Source organism: Geodermatophilus chilensis (assembly GCF_002802985.1).
In the GTDB taxonomy this organism is placed as follows: domain Bacteria; phylum Actinomycetota; class Actinomycetes; order Mycobacteriales; family Geodermatophilaceae; genus Geodermatophilus; species Geodermatophilus chilensis.
Window position 1 is genome coordinate 36,899 of the sequence record NZ_NVPT01000013.1, and the last position, 17,702, is coordinate 54,600.

Here is a 17,702-nt window from a genome sequence, read left to right on the forward strand (position 1 = left end):
CCGGCCGGCCGCAGGCGTCCCAGCGGTCACACGTCCACAGGTGGGCACACCCGCCCGCCCGCCGCGGGCACCAGGTCGCAGGCGCGCTCAGCGGCCCTCAGCAGCCTCCGGGGCCGCGAACGCCGTGAGGGGCGCCGGACCGGAGTCCGACGCCCCTCACGGGCGGTGCCGTGCGGCCCCCTGCAGGGTCCCACCGCGAGCGGTGGGGGGCAGGGGGTCCTTACTCGGGGACGACCTCGATGGTCAGCTGCGAGGTGACCTCGGGGTGCACCCGCACGGTCACCGTGTGCTGGCCGGTGGTCTTGATGCTGCTGGGCAGCTCCACGCGGCGCCGGTCGAGCTCGGGGCCGCCGGCGGCAGTCACGGCGTTGACGACGTCGGCGGTGGTGATGCGGCCGAACAGCCGGCCACCCTCACCGGCGCGCGCCGGCACCTGGACGGTCAGGCCCGACAGGCGGCCGGCCACGGCCTGCGCCTCCTCCTGCGACCGCACCTCGCGGGTGGCACGCGCCCGGCGCAGCGACTCGACCTGCTTCTCGGCACCGCGGGTGGCGACGATGGCCAGGCCGCGGGGCAGGAGGTAGTTGCGGGCGTACCCGCCCTTGACCTCCACGGTGTCACCGGAGGACCCGAGACCGGTGACCTCCTGCGTCAGGATCAGCTTCTGGGTGCTCATGGTCAGCGCGCCGTCGAGGTGTAGGGCAGCAGGGCCATCTCACGGCTGTTCTTGACCGCCACGGCGACGTCCCGCTGGTGCTGGCTGCAGTTGCCGCTCACGCGGCGGGCACGGATCTTGCCGCGGTCGGAGATGAACTTCCGCAGCAGCGTCGTGTCCTTGTAGTCGATGTAGGTCGCCTTGTCCTTGCAGAACTGGCAGACCTTCTTCTTGGGCTTGCGAACGGGGGGCTTGGGCACCGGGTTCTCCAGGTGTGTCGTTCAGGGGATCACGAGGGAGGCCCCGTCCCGAGGCTCACCCCGAGCGTGCGAGGGGTGAGGAGGACGGGGTCCTGTTTCAGAAGGGCGGCTCGTCGGACGGCGGGGCCGGGGTCGACCACGGGTCGCTGGACCCGCCGCCACCACCGAAGCCGCCACCGCCACCGCCGCCGAAGCCGCCACCGCCACCGCCCTCACCGCGCGAGGCCTTGGTGACCTTCGCGGTGGCGTAGCGGAGCGAGGGGCCGATCTCGTCGACCTCGAGCTCGACGACGGTGCGCTTCTCGCCTTCCTTGGTCTCGAACGACCGCTGCTTGAGCCGGCCGGAGACGATCACCCGCGAGCCGCGGGTCAGCGACTCGGCGACGTTCTCCGCCGCCTGCCGCCAGACGTTGCACCGCAGGAAGAGCGCCTCGCCGTCCTTCCACTCCTGCGACTGACGGTCGAAGGTGCGCGGCGTGGACGCCACGGTGAAGTTGGCGACCGCGGCACCGGAGGGCGTGAAGCGCAGCTCCGGGTCCGACGTGAGGTTGCCGATGACGGTGATGACGGTCTCGCCGGCCATGGTCAGTGGACCTCGGGCCGCATCAGCTTCGTGCGCAGGACCGACTCGTTGAGGTTCAGCTGCCGGTCGAGCTCGGCCACCGCGGCGGGCGTGGCCTCGATGTCGACGATGGCGTAGATGCCCTCGACCTGCTTCTTGATCTCGTAGGCCAGCCGGCGGCGGCCCCAGATCTCGGTCTTCACGGTGCCACCGGAGTTGGTGACGACGGTGAGGAACCGGTCGAGGGAGGGAGCGATCGTGCGCTCCTCCAGCTCGGGGTCGAGGATGACCATCAGTTCGTAGTGACGCACGGAGAACCCCACCTCCTCTGGTCTCGGCGGCTGCAGTCGGTCTGCAGCAGGAGGGTCGTACACGCGTCGCGCGCCCCGCCCGGTGACAGCCACCGGTGGAACGCGCTTCGAAGAGCGTACCAGCGCGGACGGCGGACGCCGCCGCCGTCCGCAGGGGGACGACGGCGGCGCGGGCCGGACGTCAGCGGTGGGCGAGGTGGGTCCGGACCAGGGCGGCGGTGGTGGACGCCAGCACGACGACGGCCACCAGCGCGGCCAGCGGCAGGGCCTGCCCGGTGGCGCCGTCGGCGGCGACGTCCGTGCCGGCGGCGCTCTCCTCGGTCAGGTCGGGGTCGTCCAGGCCGGCCAGGCGGCCGAAGACCGGCACCGAGGCGCCGTCGTACGTGCCGGCCGCACCACCCGAGCCGCCGGCCGCGGCGACGCTGCGGACGCCGTCGGTGCCGGACGCGCCCGAGGTGGCGGCGAAGCGGGACGGGTCGAAGGCGGCGGCCACGGCGCCGTCGACCGGGGCCATCCGGGCCGAGCCGCCGCCGGTGTCGTAGCTGTACGGCGTCCCGCCGAGGGACTGCGCCGGCTGCGGCGTGGGCTGCGGGTCGGTGGGCTCCGGGTCGCCGTCCGGCCCGTCGACCGGCGGGGTCGGCGGCCCGGGCGGGACGGGCGGCACCGGATTGATCGACGGCACCGACGGCACGTTCACGCTGGGCAGGGCGGGCAGGTCCGGGAGGATGGTGTTGACGACGAGGGGCACGCCGACCGGCAGGGCGGGCAGCTGCGCGACCGCCTGGCCGAGCAGCGCGTCGGTCAGGCCGGGCCCGCTGCGTGCCCGGTACGTGTAGGTGATCGCGCAGGTCACGCAACTGGCGTCGAAGCGCTCGGTCACGCTCTGCCCCGGGGCCAGCACCCGCGTGCCCGAGGGCAGCCGCAGCGAGACCTCCGTCGTGACCGTCACGTCGGTGACGCCCACCGGGCCGATCCCGACCTGGACCCGCTTGTCGGCGATCCGGTTGACGAAGGTGACCGAACCCCCGGCGTCGACCGAGACGACCGGTGGCGTGACGTCGCGGATCTCCACCGTCGCGCTCGGCGCCGCACCGGCCGACGGGGCCGTCAGCACTGCACCGCCCACGGCGGCCAGCCAGCCCAGGAGCAGCACGGTCAGCCCCCGTCGCGCGGTCCGACGGATCCGTCCGCTCGCCATCGAGTCCACCTCCACGTCCACCTACCGAGGAGTAACCCCGGTCACGCTGCAGGAACGAGCGTGTGACCCAGGCGATACGGGTGAAACGGCGGCAGGGGTCGAACTAGGGTCGCGGGGTGCCAGCTCACCCGATCGGCGTACACGTCGGACCCGGCCTCACCGAGGACAACGAGCTCGACGCCGGCGGCCCGCTCGCCCGCGCCGCGGAGATGGACGCCGACGGGGTGCAGGTCTTCCTCACCGACCCGCAGGGCTGGACCGCACCCAAGCCCCGTCCGGACGCCGCCGACCTGCTGGCCAGCGACGTCACGGTGGTCGTCCACGCGCCCTACGTGCTCAACGTGGCGACGACGAACAACCGCATCCGCATCCCGAGCCGCAAGCTGCTGGCCGCGCACGCGAAGGCCGCCGCCGCGGTCGGCGCGGTGGGCATGGTGGTGCACGGCGGGCACGTACTGGCCAAGGACGACCCGGCGGCCGGTGTCGACAACTGGCGCAAGACCTTCTCCCGGCAGGCCGAGGACGGCGGCTTCCCCGTCCCGCTGCTCATCGAGAACACCGCCGGCGGCGGCAACGCCATGGCCCGCAACCTCGACGCGCTGGCCCGGCTCTGGGACGCCGTGGGCGAGTTCGGCGCCGGGTTCGTGCTCGACACCTGCCACGCGTGGGCCGCCGGGTGGGACCTCACGACCGCGGTGGACGACGTCCGGGCGATCACCGGCCGCGTCGACCTGGTGCACCTCAACAACAGCCGCGACCCGCAGGGCTCCAGCCGCGACCGGCACGCCCCACTGACCGACGGCGAGATCCCGACCGAGCTGCTGGTGGAGGTGGCCCGTGCGGCGGACTGCCCGATCGTCCTCGAGACCCCGGGAGACGCCGCCGGCCACGCCGAGGAGATCACCCTGCTCCGGCAGGCCCTCGGCTGATGACACTGCGACGCTCCGCGTCGCACCGCGGCCAGGTGCCGTCCCCGGCCTGAGCTGAGCCGCTGCGTCACTCCTGCGCGGACCCCTCCGGGGCCCACTCGGCGCGACCGACGCGTAGCCGGGTCCCCTGCAGGGTCACCACGTCCCGGGCGCCTTCCAGCGGGCCGCCTGCGGGGTCGTCGACGCCCGGCCAGCTGGTGCGGACGACGTCGTCGTCGGGACGCCGCATCTCGCGGGCGACGAGCACCATGAGCGCCACCACGACCGCGTCCCGGACCAGGACGGCGAGGAAGAACCACTCCACCTCGACGCCGCGGTTGTCGGTGCCGAGGTAGTAGAGCATCGTCAGCACCCACACCAGGGCCTCGCTGACCTGCCAGACCAGCAGCGAGCGCCACCGCGGCCGGGCCAGGACCGCCAGCGGCAGCAGCCACAGGGCGTACTGCGGGCTGTAGACCTTGTTGAGCAGCAGGAAGCCGGCCACCAGCAGGAAGGCCACCTGCGCCACCCGCGGCCGCACCGGGGCGGTGAGCACCAGCCAGGCGACCCAGGCGGCCAGCGCGAGCAGCAGCACGGCCACGACCGCGTTGAGCACCGACGGCGTCTCGCCCTCGGCGAGCGGCCCGTCGAGCACCCGGTTGTCGGTGACTGTGAGCAGGACGTTCCAGATGGACTCGGGGTTGGCCGGGCGCTGCCGGCTGAAGGCGAAGAACCAGCCCCAGTTCTCCGGCGCCAGCAGCGCCACCGGCAGGTTCACGGCGAGCCACGCGCCGGCGGCCGCGAGCGCCGCCCGCAGCCAGACCCGCAGCAGCCCGGCCCGCAGGCACAGCAGGAACAGCGCGCCCAGCACGAGGACCGGGTAGAGCTTGGCGGCCACCCCGAGCCCCAGCAGCGCCCCGGCGAGCACCGGCCGCTGCCGGGCCCACGCCCACATCCCGAGGGTGGCGAGGGCGACGGCCAGCAGGTCCCAGTTGTTGAACGCGTAGACCAGCAGCACCGGCGACAGCGCCACCATCGCGGTGTCCCACGGCCGCCGGCCGGTCAACGGCAGGACGGCGCGCACCACCACCAGCGCGCACAGCGACATCAGCAGCGCGGTGACGACGGTGTAGCTCTCCACCGGCGGGACCGCCGGGAGCACGCCGACCGTGGCCGCCAACCGGTCGTACCAGCCCGAGACCAGCGCGGCGAGCGCCATGACCGCCCCGGTGAGCACCGGGTACTCCACCCGCGCGTCGAGGTAGGGCAGCGCACCCTCGCCCTGCCCGTAGACCCCGAACAGCGGGACGGGGTCGGAGTAGCAGAGGTGGGTGTACTGCAGCGAGCCGGTCCAGTTGCCGTCCGCGCAGGGCGCCTGCTTGAGCCAGGCGAACGCCAGCACGGTCGAGGCGAAGAGCAGGCACACCCGCAGCGGGGTCCAGAACGGCGCCCGCCCGACGACCGCGTGCCGGCCCCACGGGCCGCCCACCGCCTCGCTGGCCTGCGCCACGACCGGGTCGGTCCAACTGGGCACGACGCGGTCGGGGCGGTCCGGGGACGCCGCGGGCCCGTCCGCTGGTGCGGACGGGCCCGTCGGGATGGTGCTCATGCGGGCCAGTCTGCCCGCAGGGGGTCAGCCGTTCTGCTGCTGACCGTTGTTGCCGTTGCCGGTGTCGCCGCGGATCAGCGCGCGGTCGGGCAGGTCCTCCTCCGGCGTCCCCTCCAGCACGGTGTTCATGAACTCCTGCCAGATGGCGCCGGGCAGGCCCGAGCCGTAGATGATCCGGCCGTTGAGGTCCTCGATCGGCTGGGCGGGCGAGTCGTTGCCCATCCACACCGCGGTGGAGATCGACGGCGTGAAGCCGACCATCCAGGCGTCGGAGTTGTCCTCGCCCTGACCCTGCGTACCGGTCTTGCTGGCGACCTCGCGGCCACCGTCGAGCGAGCGCCGGGAGTACGCGGCGACGTCGGTCATGGCGTACGTGGTGTCGTTGACGACGTCGGACTCGAAGACCCGGTCCCCGGCGTCGCCGTTGTACTCGAGCAGGACGGTGCCCTCGCTGTCGGTCACCCGGGACACGAAGTACGGCTCGTGCTCGACGCCGTCGTTGGCCAGGGTCGCGAAGCCGTGCGCCTGGTCGACCGGGCGCATCTCGTACTGGCCGATGCCGATCGAGGCGCCGGCCGCGCCGGTCTGCGGGTCGGCCAGCGTGTTGCTGCCGGCGAGCACCCCGTAGGCCGACTCGTCGGGCCAGGCCTCCGGCAGGCCGGTGGCCTCGAGGATGTTCTGCCGCACCCGCTCGGCGCCGACCTCGTAGGCCAGCCCGTAGTAGGTGGTGTTCAGCGAGCGGGTCAGCGCCTCCATGAGGGTGCAGGAGCTGCAGGAGGCGCCGCCGGCGTTGCTCACCGGCAGGCCCGGGCGGTCCGGGAACTCCTGCGGCGAGGAGCCGTCGCGCCGGGCGTTGACGCTGATGCCGTCCTCCAGCGCGGTGGCCAGCACGTAGGGCTTGACCGACGAACCGGGCTGGCGCAGCGCCTGCGCGTAGTCGACGGCGCCGTCACCGGCGCCGACCGGCCCGCCGTAGTAGGCGCGCACCGCACCGGTCGTCGGGTCGATGGAGACCAGGGCCTCGCGCAGGTTCTCCGGCTCGCCCGCCATCACGTCGGCGACGGCGGAGATGGCGGCGTCCTGGTAGCGCTTGTCCACCGTGGTGGTGATCCGCAGGCCGCCGGCCCGGAGCTGCTGCTCGTCGTAGCCCTTGGCCTCCAGCTCGGCGATGGCGCGCTGGACGACCAGACCCTCCGGCCCGCCGGGGATGCCCAGGTTGGAGCCGGTCCGCGGCAGCACCGGCGGGAAGACCGAGGCCTGCCGCTCCTGTTCGGTCAGCCAGCCCTCCTCGACCATCGCGTCGAGCACCAGGCCCCAGCGGTCCGTCGAGCCCTCGCGGTTGGACTCCGGGTCGTAGGTGGAGGGGCTGCGGACCAGGACGGCGAGCACCGCGCCCTGCTGCGCGGTGAGCTGGCTGGCCGGCACACCGAAGTAGGTGTTGGCCGCCGCCTCGATGCCGTAGGCGCCGCGGCCGAAGTAGATGGTGTTGAGGTAGTTCTCGAGGATCTCGTTCTTCTCGTACTCGTTGTCGAGCTTGACGGCGAGGAAGAGCTCCTGGAACTTGCGGCTGAACGTCTGCTCCGAGGTCAGGAACGCGTTCTTGACGTACTGCTGGGTGATGGTCGAGCCACCCTGCGTCGAGCCGCCGGTCAGGTTGTTCCACGCGGCACGCACGATGCCCGTGAAGGAGATGCCCGGGTCGGAGTAGAAGCTGCGGTTCTCGGCGGCCAGGATCGCCTCGCGGGCGGGCTCCGAGACCTCGGCGAGGGGCACGTTGGTGCGGTTCTCCGCACCCAGCCGGGCCATCTCGGTGGTGCCGTCGGCGTAGTACACGACCGTCGTCTGGGCGTTCTGCACCGAGCTCGGGTCGGGCACCTCGGTCGTCGCGTAGACGACGCCCACGAAGACGCCGAGCAGCACGAGGGCGCCGGCGATCAGGCCGAGGAGGGCCTTGAGCCGGCGCTGGCGGCGCTGCTTCCTGCTCCGTCCGGCCTTGCCGGCGGGGCGGGTGCCCCTGGCGGCCGGGCCGGTGCGTGCCGCCGTCGTCCGGCCTCCGCGGCCCGCCGGTGGCCGGCCCCGGCCCGCTGCGGGGCGGCCACCTCCACCGCCCCCGCCGGCGGTGCGGCCGGACGGCGGACGGCGGACCGAGCCGCCGCGCGGCCCGACCGGTGAGGTCTCGTCGTGGGGAGGCACGCAGGGCCCCTCTCTGGTTGGGTGTCGGTGGGCGCGCAGACGGACCGCGTCCGGCACCCAGAGTGGCGTCTTCAGCTGTGCGAGCGAGGGCGACCCGCGGCGCAGCGACGCCCAGGTGTCTCAACGACCACGCGGGGCATCGGGTGTTCCCCGTGTGACGCGTCCTACTACTCGGTGGCCGCCCGCCGCCGCGTCCGCCGCGGCTGGCGCCCCGGGTCCGGCTCGGCCCCCAGGACGTAGGAACAGTCCAGGTGGTTCCACCCGCAGCCGCGGCACACCTGGACGGCGTAGACGGAGAACTCCTCCTGCATCGCGTCCATCCGCGCGAGCTCGGCCTGCGTCTTCGCCTGGCCGGCCGTGGGGCCGAGGTGCTCCCCGTAGACGTAGTTCACCAGCGTGAGCTCCACCTTGCGGCACACCGGGCAGACGACGTCGGTCGCCTCGCCGTGGTACTTCGCCGCCCGGGTGAGGTACGGACTGGCGTCGCAGACCTCGAACAGACCCGTGCGGCCCGCGTACACGTCGGCGAGGACGGCTCGCCGCTGCAGCGAGTAGTCCACGACGGATCGACGTCCGGGCACGGCGCCAATGTACGCACCGGCGGGGACACCGCGAGGTCTCCGACTCCGTCGGGAATCCGTTCCGGGGACCCCGCCCCGCTCCGACGTGCGCCCGTCGATGTATCGTTCCGATACATCGATCCGCAGGACGCGAGGGAGGCGACGTGCTCGAGTTCGCCATCCTCGGCCTGCTGCACCAGTCGCCGATGCACGGCTACGAGCTGCGCAAACAGCTGGCAGGGGTCCTCGGCGGGCTGCGCAGCATCTCCTACGGCTCGCTGTACCCCGCGCTCAAGCGGCTGCACGCGGCCGGCTACGTCAGCACCGACGAGCCCGACCCGCGCGCCCCCCTGCCGGCGGACGCACCACCGCTGACCGGCCGGCGGGGCAAGGTGGTCTACACGATCACCGCCGAGGGCAAGGAGCGCTTCCACGAGCTGGTGAGCCAGGCCGGCCCGGAGGCGTACGACGACGGCGGGCTCTTCGGCGTCCGCCTGGCGTTCTTCCGGCACACCGCCGCGGACGTGCGGCTGCGGATCCTCGAGGGCCGCCGCCGCACCGTCGAGCGACAGCGCGAGGGCCTGCGTGCCTCGCTGAGCCGGACCCGCGAGCGGCTGGACCGCTACACCCTCGAGCTGCAGCGCCACGGGCTGGAGTCGGTCGACCGCGAGGTCCGCTGGCTGGCCGAGCTGATCGACCGCGAGCTGACCGACAGCGAACGGCGTCGAGGTGACGGCGCCGACCGAGGGGACCCACCGGCGCCTCCGGGAGAGGCGCCCGAGCGGCCCTGACCAGCACCGCCCCCGATGACCCGGCGGGAGAGCTCCGCGCCCGTCACCCCAGCAGGACCCTCAGCGGTCCGCGTCCACCGACCGCCCCCGGTCCGAGAACAAGGAGAACTCCATGGGATCCGTCAAGGTCGCCATCGTCGGCGTCGGCAACTGCGCCGCCTCGCTGGTGCAGGGCGTGCACTACTACCGCGACGCCGACGAGACGACGTCGGTGCCGGGCCTGATGCACGTCCGCTTCGGCGAGTACCACGTCTCCGACGTCGAGTTCGTCGCCGCGTTCGACGTCGACGCCAAGAAGGTCGGCCGCGACCTGTCCGAGGCCATCGTCGCCAGCGAGAACAACACCATCACCATCTGCGACGTCCCGCCGCTCGGCGTGACCGTGCAGCGCGGCACCACCCTCGACGGCCTGGGCAAGTACTACCGGGCGACGATCGAGGAGTCCGACGAGGAGCCGGTCGACGTCGTCGCGGCGCTCCGCGAGGCGCAGGCCGACGTCCTGGTCTGCTACCTGCCCGTCGGCTCGCAGCAGGCCGCCGAGTTCTACGCCCAGTGCGCCCTCGACGCCGGCGTGGCCTTCGTCAACGCGCTGCCGGTCTTCATCGCCGGCACCCCGGAGTGGGCCGACAGGTTCACCGCCGCCGGGGTCCCGATCATCGGTGACGACATCAAGTCGCAGGTCGGCGCCACCATCACCCACCGCGTGCTGGCCAAGCTCTTCGAGGACCGCGGCGTGCAGCTGGACCGCACGATGCAGCTCAACGTCGGCGGCAACATGGACTTCAAGAACATGCTCGAGCGGGAGCGGCTGGAGTCCAAGAAGATCTCCAAGACCCAGGCCGTCACCAGCCAGGTCGACCGCGACATGGGCACCGACAACGTGCACATCGGCCCGTCGGACCACGTGCCGTGGCTGTCGGACCGCAAGTGGGCGTACGTGCGCCTCGAGGGCCGCGCGTTCGGCGACGTCCCGCTGAACCTGGAGTACAAGCTCGAGGTCTGGGACTCCCCGAACTCGGCGGGGATCATCATCGACGCCGTCCGCGCCGCGAAGATCGCCAAGGACCGCGGGATCGGTGGCCCGATCCTCTCCGCGTCGTCCTACTTCATGAAGAGTCCGCCGGTGCAGTACAGCGACAGCGAGGCCCGCGACGCCGTCGAGGCGTTCATCCGGGGTGACAGCAAGGACCCCGTCCCCCCCACCGCTCGCTAGCTCGCGGCGGGCCCCTGGACGGGGCCGAAGAGTGCCGGCAGGGCCCGTTCCCCGCGTGGGGGCGGGCCCTGTCCCATGCGGGGCACCCGCGTGGGACGCCGCCGGTGACCTGCCCGGATGCCTACGCTGACCGCATGCCCGCGCGCCGCCGTCCCCTGCTCCCCGCGCTGGGGCTGACGGTCGCGCTGCTGGCCGGCTGCGCGGGCGCGGACGAGCGGGCGGAGGGCGCACCCGTCACCGAGGAGGAGGCCGGCCTCCTCGCGCAGCTGCTGGCCGAGAACCACGACCGCGGTGGCGCGGACTTCGTGGTCACCGCCCCGTACGGCGAGGACACCGTGCTCACCCTGACCGGGGAGGTCGACCTCGCCGGCGGGGCCGGGCGCGCGCAGGCGGTCACGTCGTACGGCGACGGCCGCGCCGACGACACCCGGACGCTGTTCTTCACCGACGAGGAGCTGTGGTTCGGCGAGGTGCCCGGCCTGGCCGCCACCCTGGGCGCCGAGGGGCTGCCCGAGGCCTCCTACGTGCGCCGTCCCGTCACGCTGGGGGAGCAGGCGCCGCTGGTCGACGTCCTCACCCAGGTGGTGCTCAACCTCTCCGCAGAGGAGCCGGACGACGCCGGCGACTTCCGGGACGCGGGCTACACCTGGGAGGGCGACCGCTCGATCGACGGCGAGCTGACCCAGCTCTACGCGTCGGACGCCGGCTGGTCGGTCGCGGTCGACCGCTCCACCGACCTGCTGGTGCAGTACCGCACCCCGCTGCCGGGCCAGGAGTTCGAGGTGACCGTGACGCTGTCGGACCACGGCCCGCGCGAGATCACGCTGCCGGCCGAGGGGGAGTCCGTGGACGGCGCGGAGCACCCGGAGGTGACGGCGGCCGTCGGGCTCTGAAAGGACCCCGTCCTGCCCACCCCTCGCAAGCTCGGGCGGGGCCCGGGACGGGGCCGGCGGGATCCTGCACGGGGCCGCCGTCCCCCTCACCCCTCGCAAGCTCGGGGCGAGCCTCTGGACGGGGCCATTGGGGAGCTCGCGGCGGGACCCTGCAGGGGGCCGATCCGGGACGGGCCGGGACATGGGGAAGGGGGCGGCCTCTTCCCCAGACCGCCCCCTCCCACGACTTTCCTACCAGATGCGCGGCATCGGCGCACCCGCTGACGCGCCGATCAGTTCACCGTCGGGTCGGCCGGTGCCGTCGACAACACCGCCAGGCGCCCGGTCTGGTGCCCCATCACCCGGCGCCACAGCTCCGGGCCGGCCAGCTCGCTGAGCACGTCGTCCGGGTGGCCCGGCACGCAGGCCCAGGCCCCCTCGGCGACCTCACCGGCCAGCTGTCCCGGCGACCAGCCCGCGTAGCCGGCGAACACCCGCAAGCCCCGCACCCGGCCGACCAGCTCGTCGGGGTCGGCATCCAGGTCGACCAGGTGGACGTCGCCGGCGACCTGCCGCAGGCCGCAGTCCCCGCCCGGGGCGCAGCAGACGGCCAGGCACAGCGCGGTGTCGGTCTCGCACGGACCGCCCACGTGGAACACACCGGGGTCGACGGCGAGGTCGCACCAGCCGGGCAGCACGTCGCGGATCTCCACCTGGCTCGGCCGGCCCAGCACCACGCCGAGCGTGCCGCTGTCGTTGTGGTCCAGCACGTAGACGACCGTGCCCGCGAAGGTCGGGTCGGTCAGGCTCGGCATCGCCACGAGCAGCGACCCGGGGCGGACGTCGTCCAGGGTGCCCGTCGAGAGCACGGGCACCGCGTCCGGACGGCGTCGGCCCGTCGCGGGCCGGGCCGGCGGGCCCGACTCGGGATCGGGCGAGGACGGGGGAGTCATCGCTCCCCAGTGTGCCCCACCCACGGCCCCTCCGGCGGGACAGGTGGCGCCCGCGACCGACGGCTGCGCGGCCCGTCGTCCACCCTGTGCGGAGGGGCGGCCACCGTAGGGTGACCGGGTGCGGCAGGCAGGGACGACCGTGCGCTCGCTGCTGACCCGCCGCGACTTCCGCCGGCTGCTGGCCACCCGGCTGTCCGCGCAGTTCGGGGACGGCGTGCTGCAGGCCGCGCTCGCCGGGACCGTGCTGTTCAACCCGCAGCGGGCCGCCGACCCGGTGGAGGTCGCCGCCGGCTTCGCCGTCCTGCTGCTGCCCTGGTCGCTGGTGGGCCCCTTCGCCGGCGTCTGGCTGGACCGGTGGCGCCGGCGACAGGTGCTGGTGCACGCCGACCTGCTGCGGGTCGGGCTGGTCGGCGTGCTGGCGCTGCTCGTGGCGGGCGGGTCGGGCGGCCTGCCGTTCCTGCTCGCCGGGCTGGTGCTGTTCTCGGTCGCCCGCTTCGTGCTGTCGGCGCTGTCGGCGGCCCTGCCGCACACCACCGACGACCTGGTGCCGGCCAACGCGCTGTCGACGACGTCCGGCGCGGTGGCCACGGTGGTCGGCGGGGCGGCCGCGATCGCGGTGCAGCAGGTCGCGGGCGTCGCGGGGGACGACGGCTACGCGCTGCTGACCCTCGGCGCGGCCGGGGCCTACCTGCTCGCCGCGGTGCTGGCCGCCGGGTTCCCGCGCGAGGCGCTCGGACCGGACGGGAGCGCGACGTCGTCCTCCGCCCGCCAGGTGGTCGCCGGCCTGCGCGCGGGAGTGCGGCACGTCCGGTCCCGCCCGCCGGCGGGGACCGCGCTGGCCGTCATCACCGTGCACCGGCTCTGCTTCGGGGTGCTGACCCTGGCGACGCTGCTGTTCTCCCGCGCCACCGCACCGCCCGGCGGGGGGCTGCTGGGCGTGGGCGCGGCGGTCGCCGCGGGCGCGGTCGGCACGCTGCTGGCGGCCGTGGCGACCCCCGCGGCGGTGCGCCGCCTGGGGACGGCGCGGTGGGTGACCCTGCTCCTGGCGCTCGGGGGCGTCCTGGTGACGGCGCTGGCTCTGCCCTTCCTGCCGGTGACCGTGGTGCTGGCCGCCGCGGTGCTCGGCTTCCTCGGTCAGGGCGTGAAGATCTGCGTGGACGCCACGCTGCAGCAGGCGGTGGACGACGACGTCCGCGGCCGGGTGTTCTCCGTCTACGACATGCTCGTCAACGTCGGCTACGTCCTCGCCCTGCTCGCGGCGGCGTACCTGCTGCCGCCGGACGGCGTCTCCCCGCCGGCCGTGGTCGCCGTCGGCGGGGCCTACGTCCTCACCGCCCTGTACGCCGCCCGCTCCCCGCTGGGCGGCCGGGCCGTCAGAGCTCCGGGAGGCAGGGTCCCTGGCCGAGGCGGGCGAGGCCGGTGAGGTCGCCGGCGGCGTAGTCGGTGACGCCCCGCACGGTCTCCGGGTAGAGCAGCTGCGAGTCGTCGTCCACGTGGTCCAGACCCACCAGGTGGGCCAGCTCGTGCAGCACGATCCCCGAGGCCGTGGCCGGGCTGTCCGCGGTGATCTCGCGGAACTGGTCGGCGTCGAGGGAGACCGTGCCGGTGACGTAGACCCGCGGCCCGTCGCCGAGCGACACGGCCAGGCTCCCCGCCTGGCCGACGGTGTCGCCGGCCAGCGCCGGGTTCTCCTCCTCCGTCTGCCAGGCGACGAGGACCGGTGCCCAGCGGTCCCCGTAGCGGTCGGGCTGGAACGCCTCGCGCTCGGCGCTCGGCGCCTCGTCGGTCGGGCCGTCGTACACGAAGACCAGCCCGGTCACCTGGCTGACCCGGGCGACCGCCGCGTGCACCAGCTCCTCGCCACCCTCGGGAGAGCCGCCGGGCCGGAGGGCGTAGTGGACGACGCGGCACGGGTCGTAGGTGACCGGCGTGACGCCGTCGGCCTGGGTGAGGGCGAACGCGTGCGCCCCACCGGCCGCGGGCGCCGGCGGGAGCTGACCCCACGGGGCCGGGCGGGAGCCGGCGCCCGGGGTGGGGCGGTCGGTCGGCGCCGCCGCGGTCGACGGGACGCTGCGGTCGGGCCCCGGGTCGGGCGGCGCCCCGACCACACGGGAGGACTCCCAGGGCCACGGCACGGTGCCGGTCAGGAACGCGGCCCCGAGGGAGCCGCCCACGACCAGGACGACGGCGAGCAGGCCCCGTCCCCGGCGCCGGCGGGCCGGGGGCTCGGGGGTGCGCCACGGGACGGCCGCGACCGGCAGCCCGAGCGCCTCGTCGACCACCCACTGCGGCGTGCGCCCGGACGGGGACCTGCGCAGGCCGGGGTCCGGGGCGCCGGGTCCCTGTTCGTGCACGTCTCTCCTGTCGGCAGCCGGCGGCTCCGGCTGAAGCCGGCTCAGCCGTTGCGGGCGGCCCACCAGGCGCGCAGCTCGGCCTCGGCCTCCTCGGGGTCCAGCGGGCCGCGCTCGAGCCGCAGCTCCTTGAGGTGCTTCCAGGCCTCCCCGACCTCGCGGCCGGGCGGGATACCGAGGATCGCCATGATCGCGTTGCCGTCGAGGTCGGGGCGCACCCGCGCGAGGTCCTCGGCCGCCGAGAGCTCGGCGATCCGCCGCTCCAGCGAGTCGTAGGTGGCCGACAGCGCCGCGGCCCGCCGCTTGTTACGGGTCGTGCAGTCCGAGCGCACCAGCTTGTGCAGCCGCGGCAGCAGGTCCTGGGCGTCGGTGACGTACCGGCGGACGGCGGAGTCGGTCCACTCGCCGCGGCCGTAGCCGTGGAAGCGCAGGTGCAGGAAGGTCAGCCGGGCGACCGCCTCCACGACCTCCTTGGGGTAGCGCAGCGCCTGCAGCCGCTTGCGGACCAGCTTGGCGCCGACCACCTCGTGGTGGTGGAAGGAGACCCGGCCGCGCGGCTCGTGCCGGCGGGTCGCCGGCTTGCCGATGTCGTGCAGCAGCGCGGCCAGCCGCAGCACCAGGTCCGGCGACTCCGCGTCCGGGTCCGCCTCCTCGAGTGCGATGGCCTGGTCCAGCACGGTCAGCGAGTGGCTGTAGACGTCCTTGTGCTGGTGGTGCTCGTCGATCTCCATCCGCAGCGCGGAGAGCTCCGGCAGGACGACGTCGGCCAGCCCGGTGCCGACGAACAGCTCCAGCGCCGCCCGGGGCGAGTGCTGCAGCAGCGTCTTCGACAGCTCGACCTGCACCCGCTCCGGGGTGATCCGCGCCAGCTCGGGGGCCAGCGCGGTCATCGCCTCGACCACCTCGTCGACCGGCGTCAGGTCCAGCTGGGCGACGAACCGGACCGCCCGCAGCATCCGCAGCGGGTCGTCGGCGAAGGAGCCCACCGCGGTCCCCGGCGTCCGCAGCCGCCGGGCCAGCAGGTCACCCAGGCCGCCGTAGGGGTCGGTCACCGTGCGGTCCGGCCCCAGGGAGACCGCCATCGCGTTGACGGTGAAGTCCCGCCGGGCGAGGTCGTCGACGAGCGAGTCGCCCCACGCCACCTCGGGGTTGCGCGACTCCCGGTCGTAGCGGTCGGCGCGGAAGGTGGTGATCTCCAGCCGGACGCCGTCCACCTCGGCGCCCACCGTGCCGAAGGCGATGCCGGTGTTCCACGTGGAACTGGCGAACCCGCGCAGCAGCCGCAGCACCTGCTCGGGCCGGGCGTCGGTGGTGACGTCGAGGTCGCCGGGCACGCGCTGTGCTCCGGAGCCGGCGGCCAGCAGCGCGTCGCGCACCGAGCCACCCACGAGGTGCACCTCGAAGCCGGCCTCGGTGAAGCGTTCGCCGAGCCGGGTCAGGACGGGGGAGAGGTCGACGAGCTCGCGCACGGTCTGCTGGACGGCGGGCGACACCGGTTCAGCGACTGGGGGAGGACTCTGCGGCTGACCGGACACGACGGTCCAGGGTAGTGCCGTGCCGGATCGACACCGGTCCGACTCCGCGCTCCGTGTGAGGACCCCGCTGCCCCCACCGTAGGAGGACCCCGTCCTCCTCACGCCCCGCATGCTCGGCGCGAGCCTCGGGGCGGAGCCGGCGGCCCCTGCAGCGCGGCCGCCATCGCTCGTTCCTTGCTGCGATGCTCCGGGAGCTGTGGCCGGACCCGCGCTACCCTCCTGACATGGCTGGGACGGGTGGGCGAGGGCGCCCCGGCCGCCGGTTGCGGCGGGTCGACGAGACCTCCGCCGGGGGCCTGGTGGTGGCCGACGACCCCATCACGGGGCCGCGTGCCGCCCTCATCGGCCGCACCGACCGCCGCGGCCGGCTGCTCTGGTCGCTGCCCAAGGGCCACATCGAGGAGGGCGAGACCCCGGAGGACACCGCCGTCCGGGAGGTCGCGGAGGAGACCGGGATCATCGGCGAGGTCGTCGCCCCACTGGGCATCATCGACTTCTGGTTCGTCGCCGACGGCCGCCGCGTGCACAAGACCGTGCACCACTTCCTGCTGCGTGCCATCGGAGGAGCCCTGTCCGACGCCGACATCGAGGTGACCGAGGTCGCCTGGGTGCCCCTCGACGAGCTCGGCGCCCGGCTCGCCTACGCCGACGAGCGGGCGCTGGTCGAGCGGGCACCCGCGCTCCTCGCCGACAGCGCGTGAGCGAGCTCGCGAGCTCACGGGGGGGCGCAGCAGCCGGCCGGGTCGGGGTGGCGACGAGCGCCAGCGAGGAGCTGGCGTGAGCCGGCGGTCGGCTGCCGGGGGCGCCGGCGGCCGGTCCGCCGTGCGGGGCCCCCGCCGCACTGCCCGGGGGACGACGGTCGCCGTCGCGCTGGCCGGGGTGCTCACCGCCCCGCTGGTGGCCCTCGCACCGGCCGCGGCCGCTGCCCCCGAGACCCCCACCGCGGCGGAGGCGGCCGCCGACGACCGCCCGGTCGGCGTCCGACTCACCCGGCTGGAGCCCCGCACGCTGCTGCCCGGCGCGACGGTGACCGTCGAGGGCGAGCTGACCAACACCGGCACCGAGACGCTCACCGACCTCGACGTCCGGCTGCAGCGCGGCGAGCTGCTGGACTCCCGCGCCGAGCTGCAGGCCGTGGACGGCGACCCCGAGCTGCGGACGACCGTCGCCACGCCGTTCCAGGACGTCGCCGGCGAGCTGCGCCCCGGCGACTCGGTCCCCTTCACCCTCACCACGACCACCGACGCCCTGGCCATCGACGCCGGGGGCGTCTACCCGGTGCTGCTCAACCTCAACGGCGTCGGGGCCGACGGCACGCGCCGCCGGGTCGGCGAGCTGACCACCTACCTCGTCCAGCCGCCGGTGCTGCCGGTGACGCCGATCGGCGTCGCCTGGCTGTGGCCGCTGGTCGAGCGCACCCACCGCGACGCCTCCGGCGCGTTCGTCGACGACGGGCTGACCGACGAGGTCGCGGCCGGCGGCCGGCTGGACCGCGCGCTGGCCACCGTGGAGCGGCTGCCCGAGACGGTCCCGCCCGACGGCGGCGAGCCGGAGCCGGTCGTGCCGGTGACCCTCGCCGTCGACCCCGCGCTGGTCGAGGAGCTCCAGGTCATGGCGACGGCGTAGGGGCCGTCGCCGGTGCCGGTGGTCGGACCGTTGCCGAGCTCGGCCACGGTGGCCGGCCGCAGCCAGGGGAACTGGGCGGAGGCGGCCATCATCGCGCTCACGCCG

The 17,702-nt window shown here is 74.5% G+C and carries 18 protein-coding genes; 7 read left to right on the forward strand and 11 right to left on the reverse strand.

Annotated elements, in window-relative coordinates; translation table 11 throughout:
* Window positions 1-220: 220 nt before the first annotated feature.
* The 5 genes from rplI to CNO22_RS03750 all read right to left on the reverse strand — a co-directional run bounded on the left by rplI (window position 221) and on the right by CNO22_RS03750 (window position 2,986).
* Window positions 221-676, reverse strand: coding sequence for a 50S ribosomal protein L9 (gene rplI / locus CNO22_RS03730; RefSeq protein ID WP_100498012.1), 456 nt, complete (start codon window positions 674-676; stop codon window positions 221-223).
* Between the two features lie 2 nt (window positions 677-678).
* Entirely contained in the window at window positions 679-915 is a 237-nt protein-coding gene (gene rpsR / locus CNO22_RS03735) for a 30S ribosomal protein S18 (RefSeq protein WP_089305905.1), read from the reverse strand.
* A gap of 97 nt (window positions 916-1,012) precedes the next feature.
* Entirely contained in the window at window positions 1,013-1,498 is a 486-nt protein-coding gene (locus CNO22_RS03740) for a single-stranded DNA-binding protein (RefSeq protein ID WP_100498013.1), read from the reverse strand.
* A gap of 2 nt (window positions 1,499-1,500) precedes the next feature.
* Window positions 1,501-1,788 (reverse strand): 30S ribosomal protein S6, encoded by a 288-nt coding sequence (gene rpsF, locus CNO22_RS03745; protein ID WP_100498029.1) that lies wholly within the window; start codon window positions 1,786-1,788, stop codon window positions 1,501-1,503.
* 181 nt (window positions 1,789-1,969) lie between these two features.
* Window positions 1,970-2,986, reverse strand: coding sequence for a hypothetical protein (locus CNO22_RS03750; protein ID WP_157936785.1), 1,017 nt, complete (start codon window positions 2,984-2,986; stop codon window positions 1,970-1,972).
* Window positions 2,987-3,102: 116 nt separating this feature from the next.
* Here CNO22_RS03750 and CNO22_RS03755 point away from each other — a divergent pair, with 116 nt between their 5' ends.
* Window positions 3,103-3,915, forward strand: a complete 813-nt coding sequence (locus CNO22_RS03755; RefSeq protein ID WP_100498015.1) for a deoxyribonuclease IV — start codon at window positions 3,103-3,105, stop codon at window positions 3,913-3,915.
* 67 nt (window positions 3,916-3,982) lie between these two features.
* Here CNO22_RS03755 and CNO22_RS03760 read toward each other — a convergent pair whose 3' ends face one another.
* The 3 genes from CNO22_RS03760 to CNO22_RS03770 all read right to left on the reverse strand — a co-directional run bounded on the left by CNO22_RS03760 (window position 3,983) and on the right by CNO22_RS03770 (window position 8,277).
* Window positions 3,983-5,503 (reverse strand): glycosyltransferase family 87 protein, encoded by a 1,521-nt coding sequence (locus CNO22_RS03760; RefSeq protein ID WP_100498016.1) that lies wholly within the window; start codon window positions 5,501-5,503, stop codon window positions 3,983-3,985.
* 24 nt (window positions 5,504-5,527) lie between these two features.
* On the reverse strand, window positions 5,528-7,696 hold the full coding sequence (locus CNO22_RS03765; RefSeq protein ID WP_232806765.1) for a transglycosylase domain-containing protein: 2,169 nt from the start codon (window positions 7,694-7,696) through the stop codon (window positions 5,528-5,530).
* A 167-nt stretch (window positions 7,697-7,863) separates the two neighbouring features.
* On the reverse strand, window positions 7,864-8,277 hold the full coding sequence (locus tag CNO22_RS03770; RefSeq protein WP_198588080.1) for a DUF5318 family protein: 414 nt from the start codon (window positions 8,275-8,277) through the stop codon (window positions 7,864-7,866).
* A gap of 143 nt (window positions 8,278-8,420) precedes the next feature.
* Here CNO22_RS03770 and CNO22_RS03775 point away from each other — a divergent pair, with 143 nt between their 5' ends.
* The 3 genes from CNO22_RS03775 to CNO22_RS03785 all read left to right on the forward strand — a co-directional run bounded on the left by CNO22_RS03775 (window position 8,421) and on the right by CNO22_RS03785 (window position 11,153).
* A complete protein-coding gene (locus CNO22_RS03775) occupies window positions 8,421-9,047 on the forward strand; it encodes a PadR family transcriptional regulator (RefSeq protein WP_100498018.1) in 627 nt (208 codons plus the stop codon).
* A gap of 112 nt (window positions 9,048-9,159) precedes the next feature.
* Window positions 9,160-10,260 carry an inositol-3-phosphate synthase gene (locus tag CNO22_RS03780; RefSeq protein ID WP_100498019.1) on the forward strand — a complete coding sequence of 367 codons (1,101 nt, stop codon included), beginning with the start codon at window positions 9,160-9,162 and terminating at the stop codon, window positions 10,258-10,260.
* A gap of 134 nt (window positions 10,261-10,394) precedes the next feature.
* Window positions 10,395-11,153 carry a hypothetical protein gene (locus tag CNO22_RS03785; protein ID WP_100498020.1) on the forward strand — a complete coding sequence of 253 codons (759 nt, stop codon included), beginning with the start codon at window positions 10,395-10,397 and terminating at the stop codon, window positions 11,151-11,153.
* Window positions 11,154-11,425: 272 nt separating this feature from the next.
* Here the strand turns inward: CNO22_RS03785 and CNO22_RS03790 are convergent, their stop codons facing one another.
* Window positions 11,426-12,085: a YqgE/AlgH family protein gene (locus CNO22_RS03790; RefSeq protein ID WP_232806766.1), complete on the reverse strand. Its 660-nt coding sequence runs from the start codon at window positions 12,083-12,085 to the stop codon at window positions 11,426-11,428.
* Between the two features lie 118 nt (window positions 12,086-12,203).
* Here CNO22_RS03790 and CNO22_RS03795 point away from each other — a divergent pair, with 118 nt between their 5' ends.
* Entirely contained in the window at window positions 12,204-13,508 is a 1,305-nt protein-coding gene (locus tag CNO22_RS03795) for an MFS transporter (RefSeq protein ID WP_100498021.1), read from the forward strand.
* Here the strand turns inward: CNO22_RS03795 and CNO22_RS03800 are convergent.
* Complete coding sequence (locus tag CNO22_RS03800) at window positions 13,459-14,439, reverse strand: matrixin family metalloprotease (RefSeq protein ID WP_100498022.1); 981 nt, start codon at window positions 14,437-14,439, stop codon at window positions 13,459-13,461. The two genes, CNO22_RS03795 and CNO22_RS03800, sit on opposite strands and share 50 nt — an antisense overlap.
* Before the next feature lie 41 nt (window positions 14,440-14,480).
* Window positions 14,481-15,929 carry a CCA tRNA nucleotidyltransferase gene (locus CNO22_RS03805; RefSeq protein WP_100498023.1) on the reverse strand — a complete coding sequence of 483 codons (1,449 nt, stop codon included), beginning with the start codon at window positions 15,927-15,929 and terminating at the stop codon, window positions 14,481-14,483.
* A 266-nt stretch (window positions 15,930-16,195) separates the two neighbouring features.
* Here CNO22_RS03805 and CNO22_RS03810 point away from each other — a divergent pair, with 266 nt between their 5' ends.
* Both CNO22_RS03810 and CNO22_RS03815 read left to right on the forward strand, forming a co-directional pair.
* Window positions 16,196-16,672, forward strand: coding sequence for an NUDIX hydrolase (locus CNO22_RS03810; protein WP_091220955.1), 477 nt, complete (start codon window positions 16,196-16,198; stop codon window positions 16,670-16,672).
* A gap of 76 nt (window positions 16,673-16,748) precedes the next feature.
* Window positions 16,749-17,597 (forward strand): DUF6049 family protein, encoded by an 849-nt coding sequence (locus CNO22_RS03815; RefSeq protein WP_100498024.1) that lies wholly within the window; start codon window positions 16,749-16,751, stop codon window positions 17,595-17,597.
* The last annotated feature ends 105 nt before the right edge of the window (window positions 17,598-17,702 follow it).

Coding starts and splice junctions, on each gene's coding strand:
- CNO22_RS03780 (WP_100498019.1), top strand. CDS start 9,160: ATGGGATCCGTCAAGGTCGCCATCGTCGGCGTCGGCAACTGCGCCGCC.
- CNO22_RS03760 (WP_100498016.1), bottom strand. CDS start 5,503: ATGAGCACCATCCCGACGGGCCCGTCCGCACCAGCGGACGGGCCCGCG.
- CNO22_RS03790 (WP_232806766.1), bottom strand. CDS start 12,085: ATGACTCCCCCGTCCTCGCCCGATCCCGAGTCGGGCCCGCCGGCCCGG.
- CNO22_RS03750 (WP_157936785.1), bottom strand. CDS start 2,986: ATGGCGAGCGGACGGATCCGTCGGACCGCGCGACGGGGGCTGACCGTG.
- CNO22_RS03810 (WP_091220955.1), top strand. CDS start 16,196: ATGGCTGGGACGGGTGGGCGAGGGCGCCCCGGCCGCCGGTTGCGGCGG.
- CNO22_RS03785 (WP_100498020.1), top strand. CDS start 10,395: ATGCCCGCGCGCCGCCGTCCCCTGCTCCCCGCGCTGGGGCTGACGGTC.
- CNO22_RS03740 (WP_100498013.1), bottom strand. CDS start 1,498: ATGGCCGGCGAGACCGTCATCACCGTCATCGGCAACCTCACGTCGGAC.
- rplI (WP_100498012.1), bottom strand. CDS start 676: ATGAGCACCCAGAAGCTGATCCTGACGCAGGAGGTCACCGGTCTCGGG.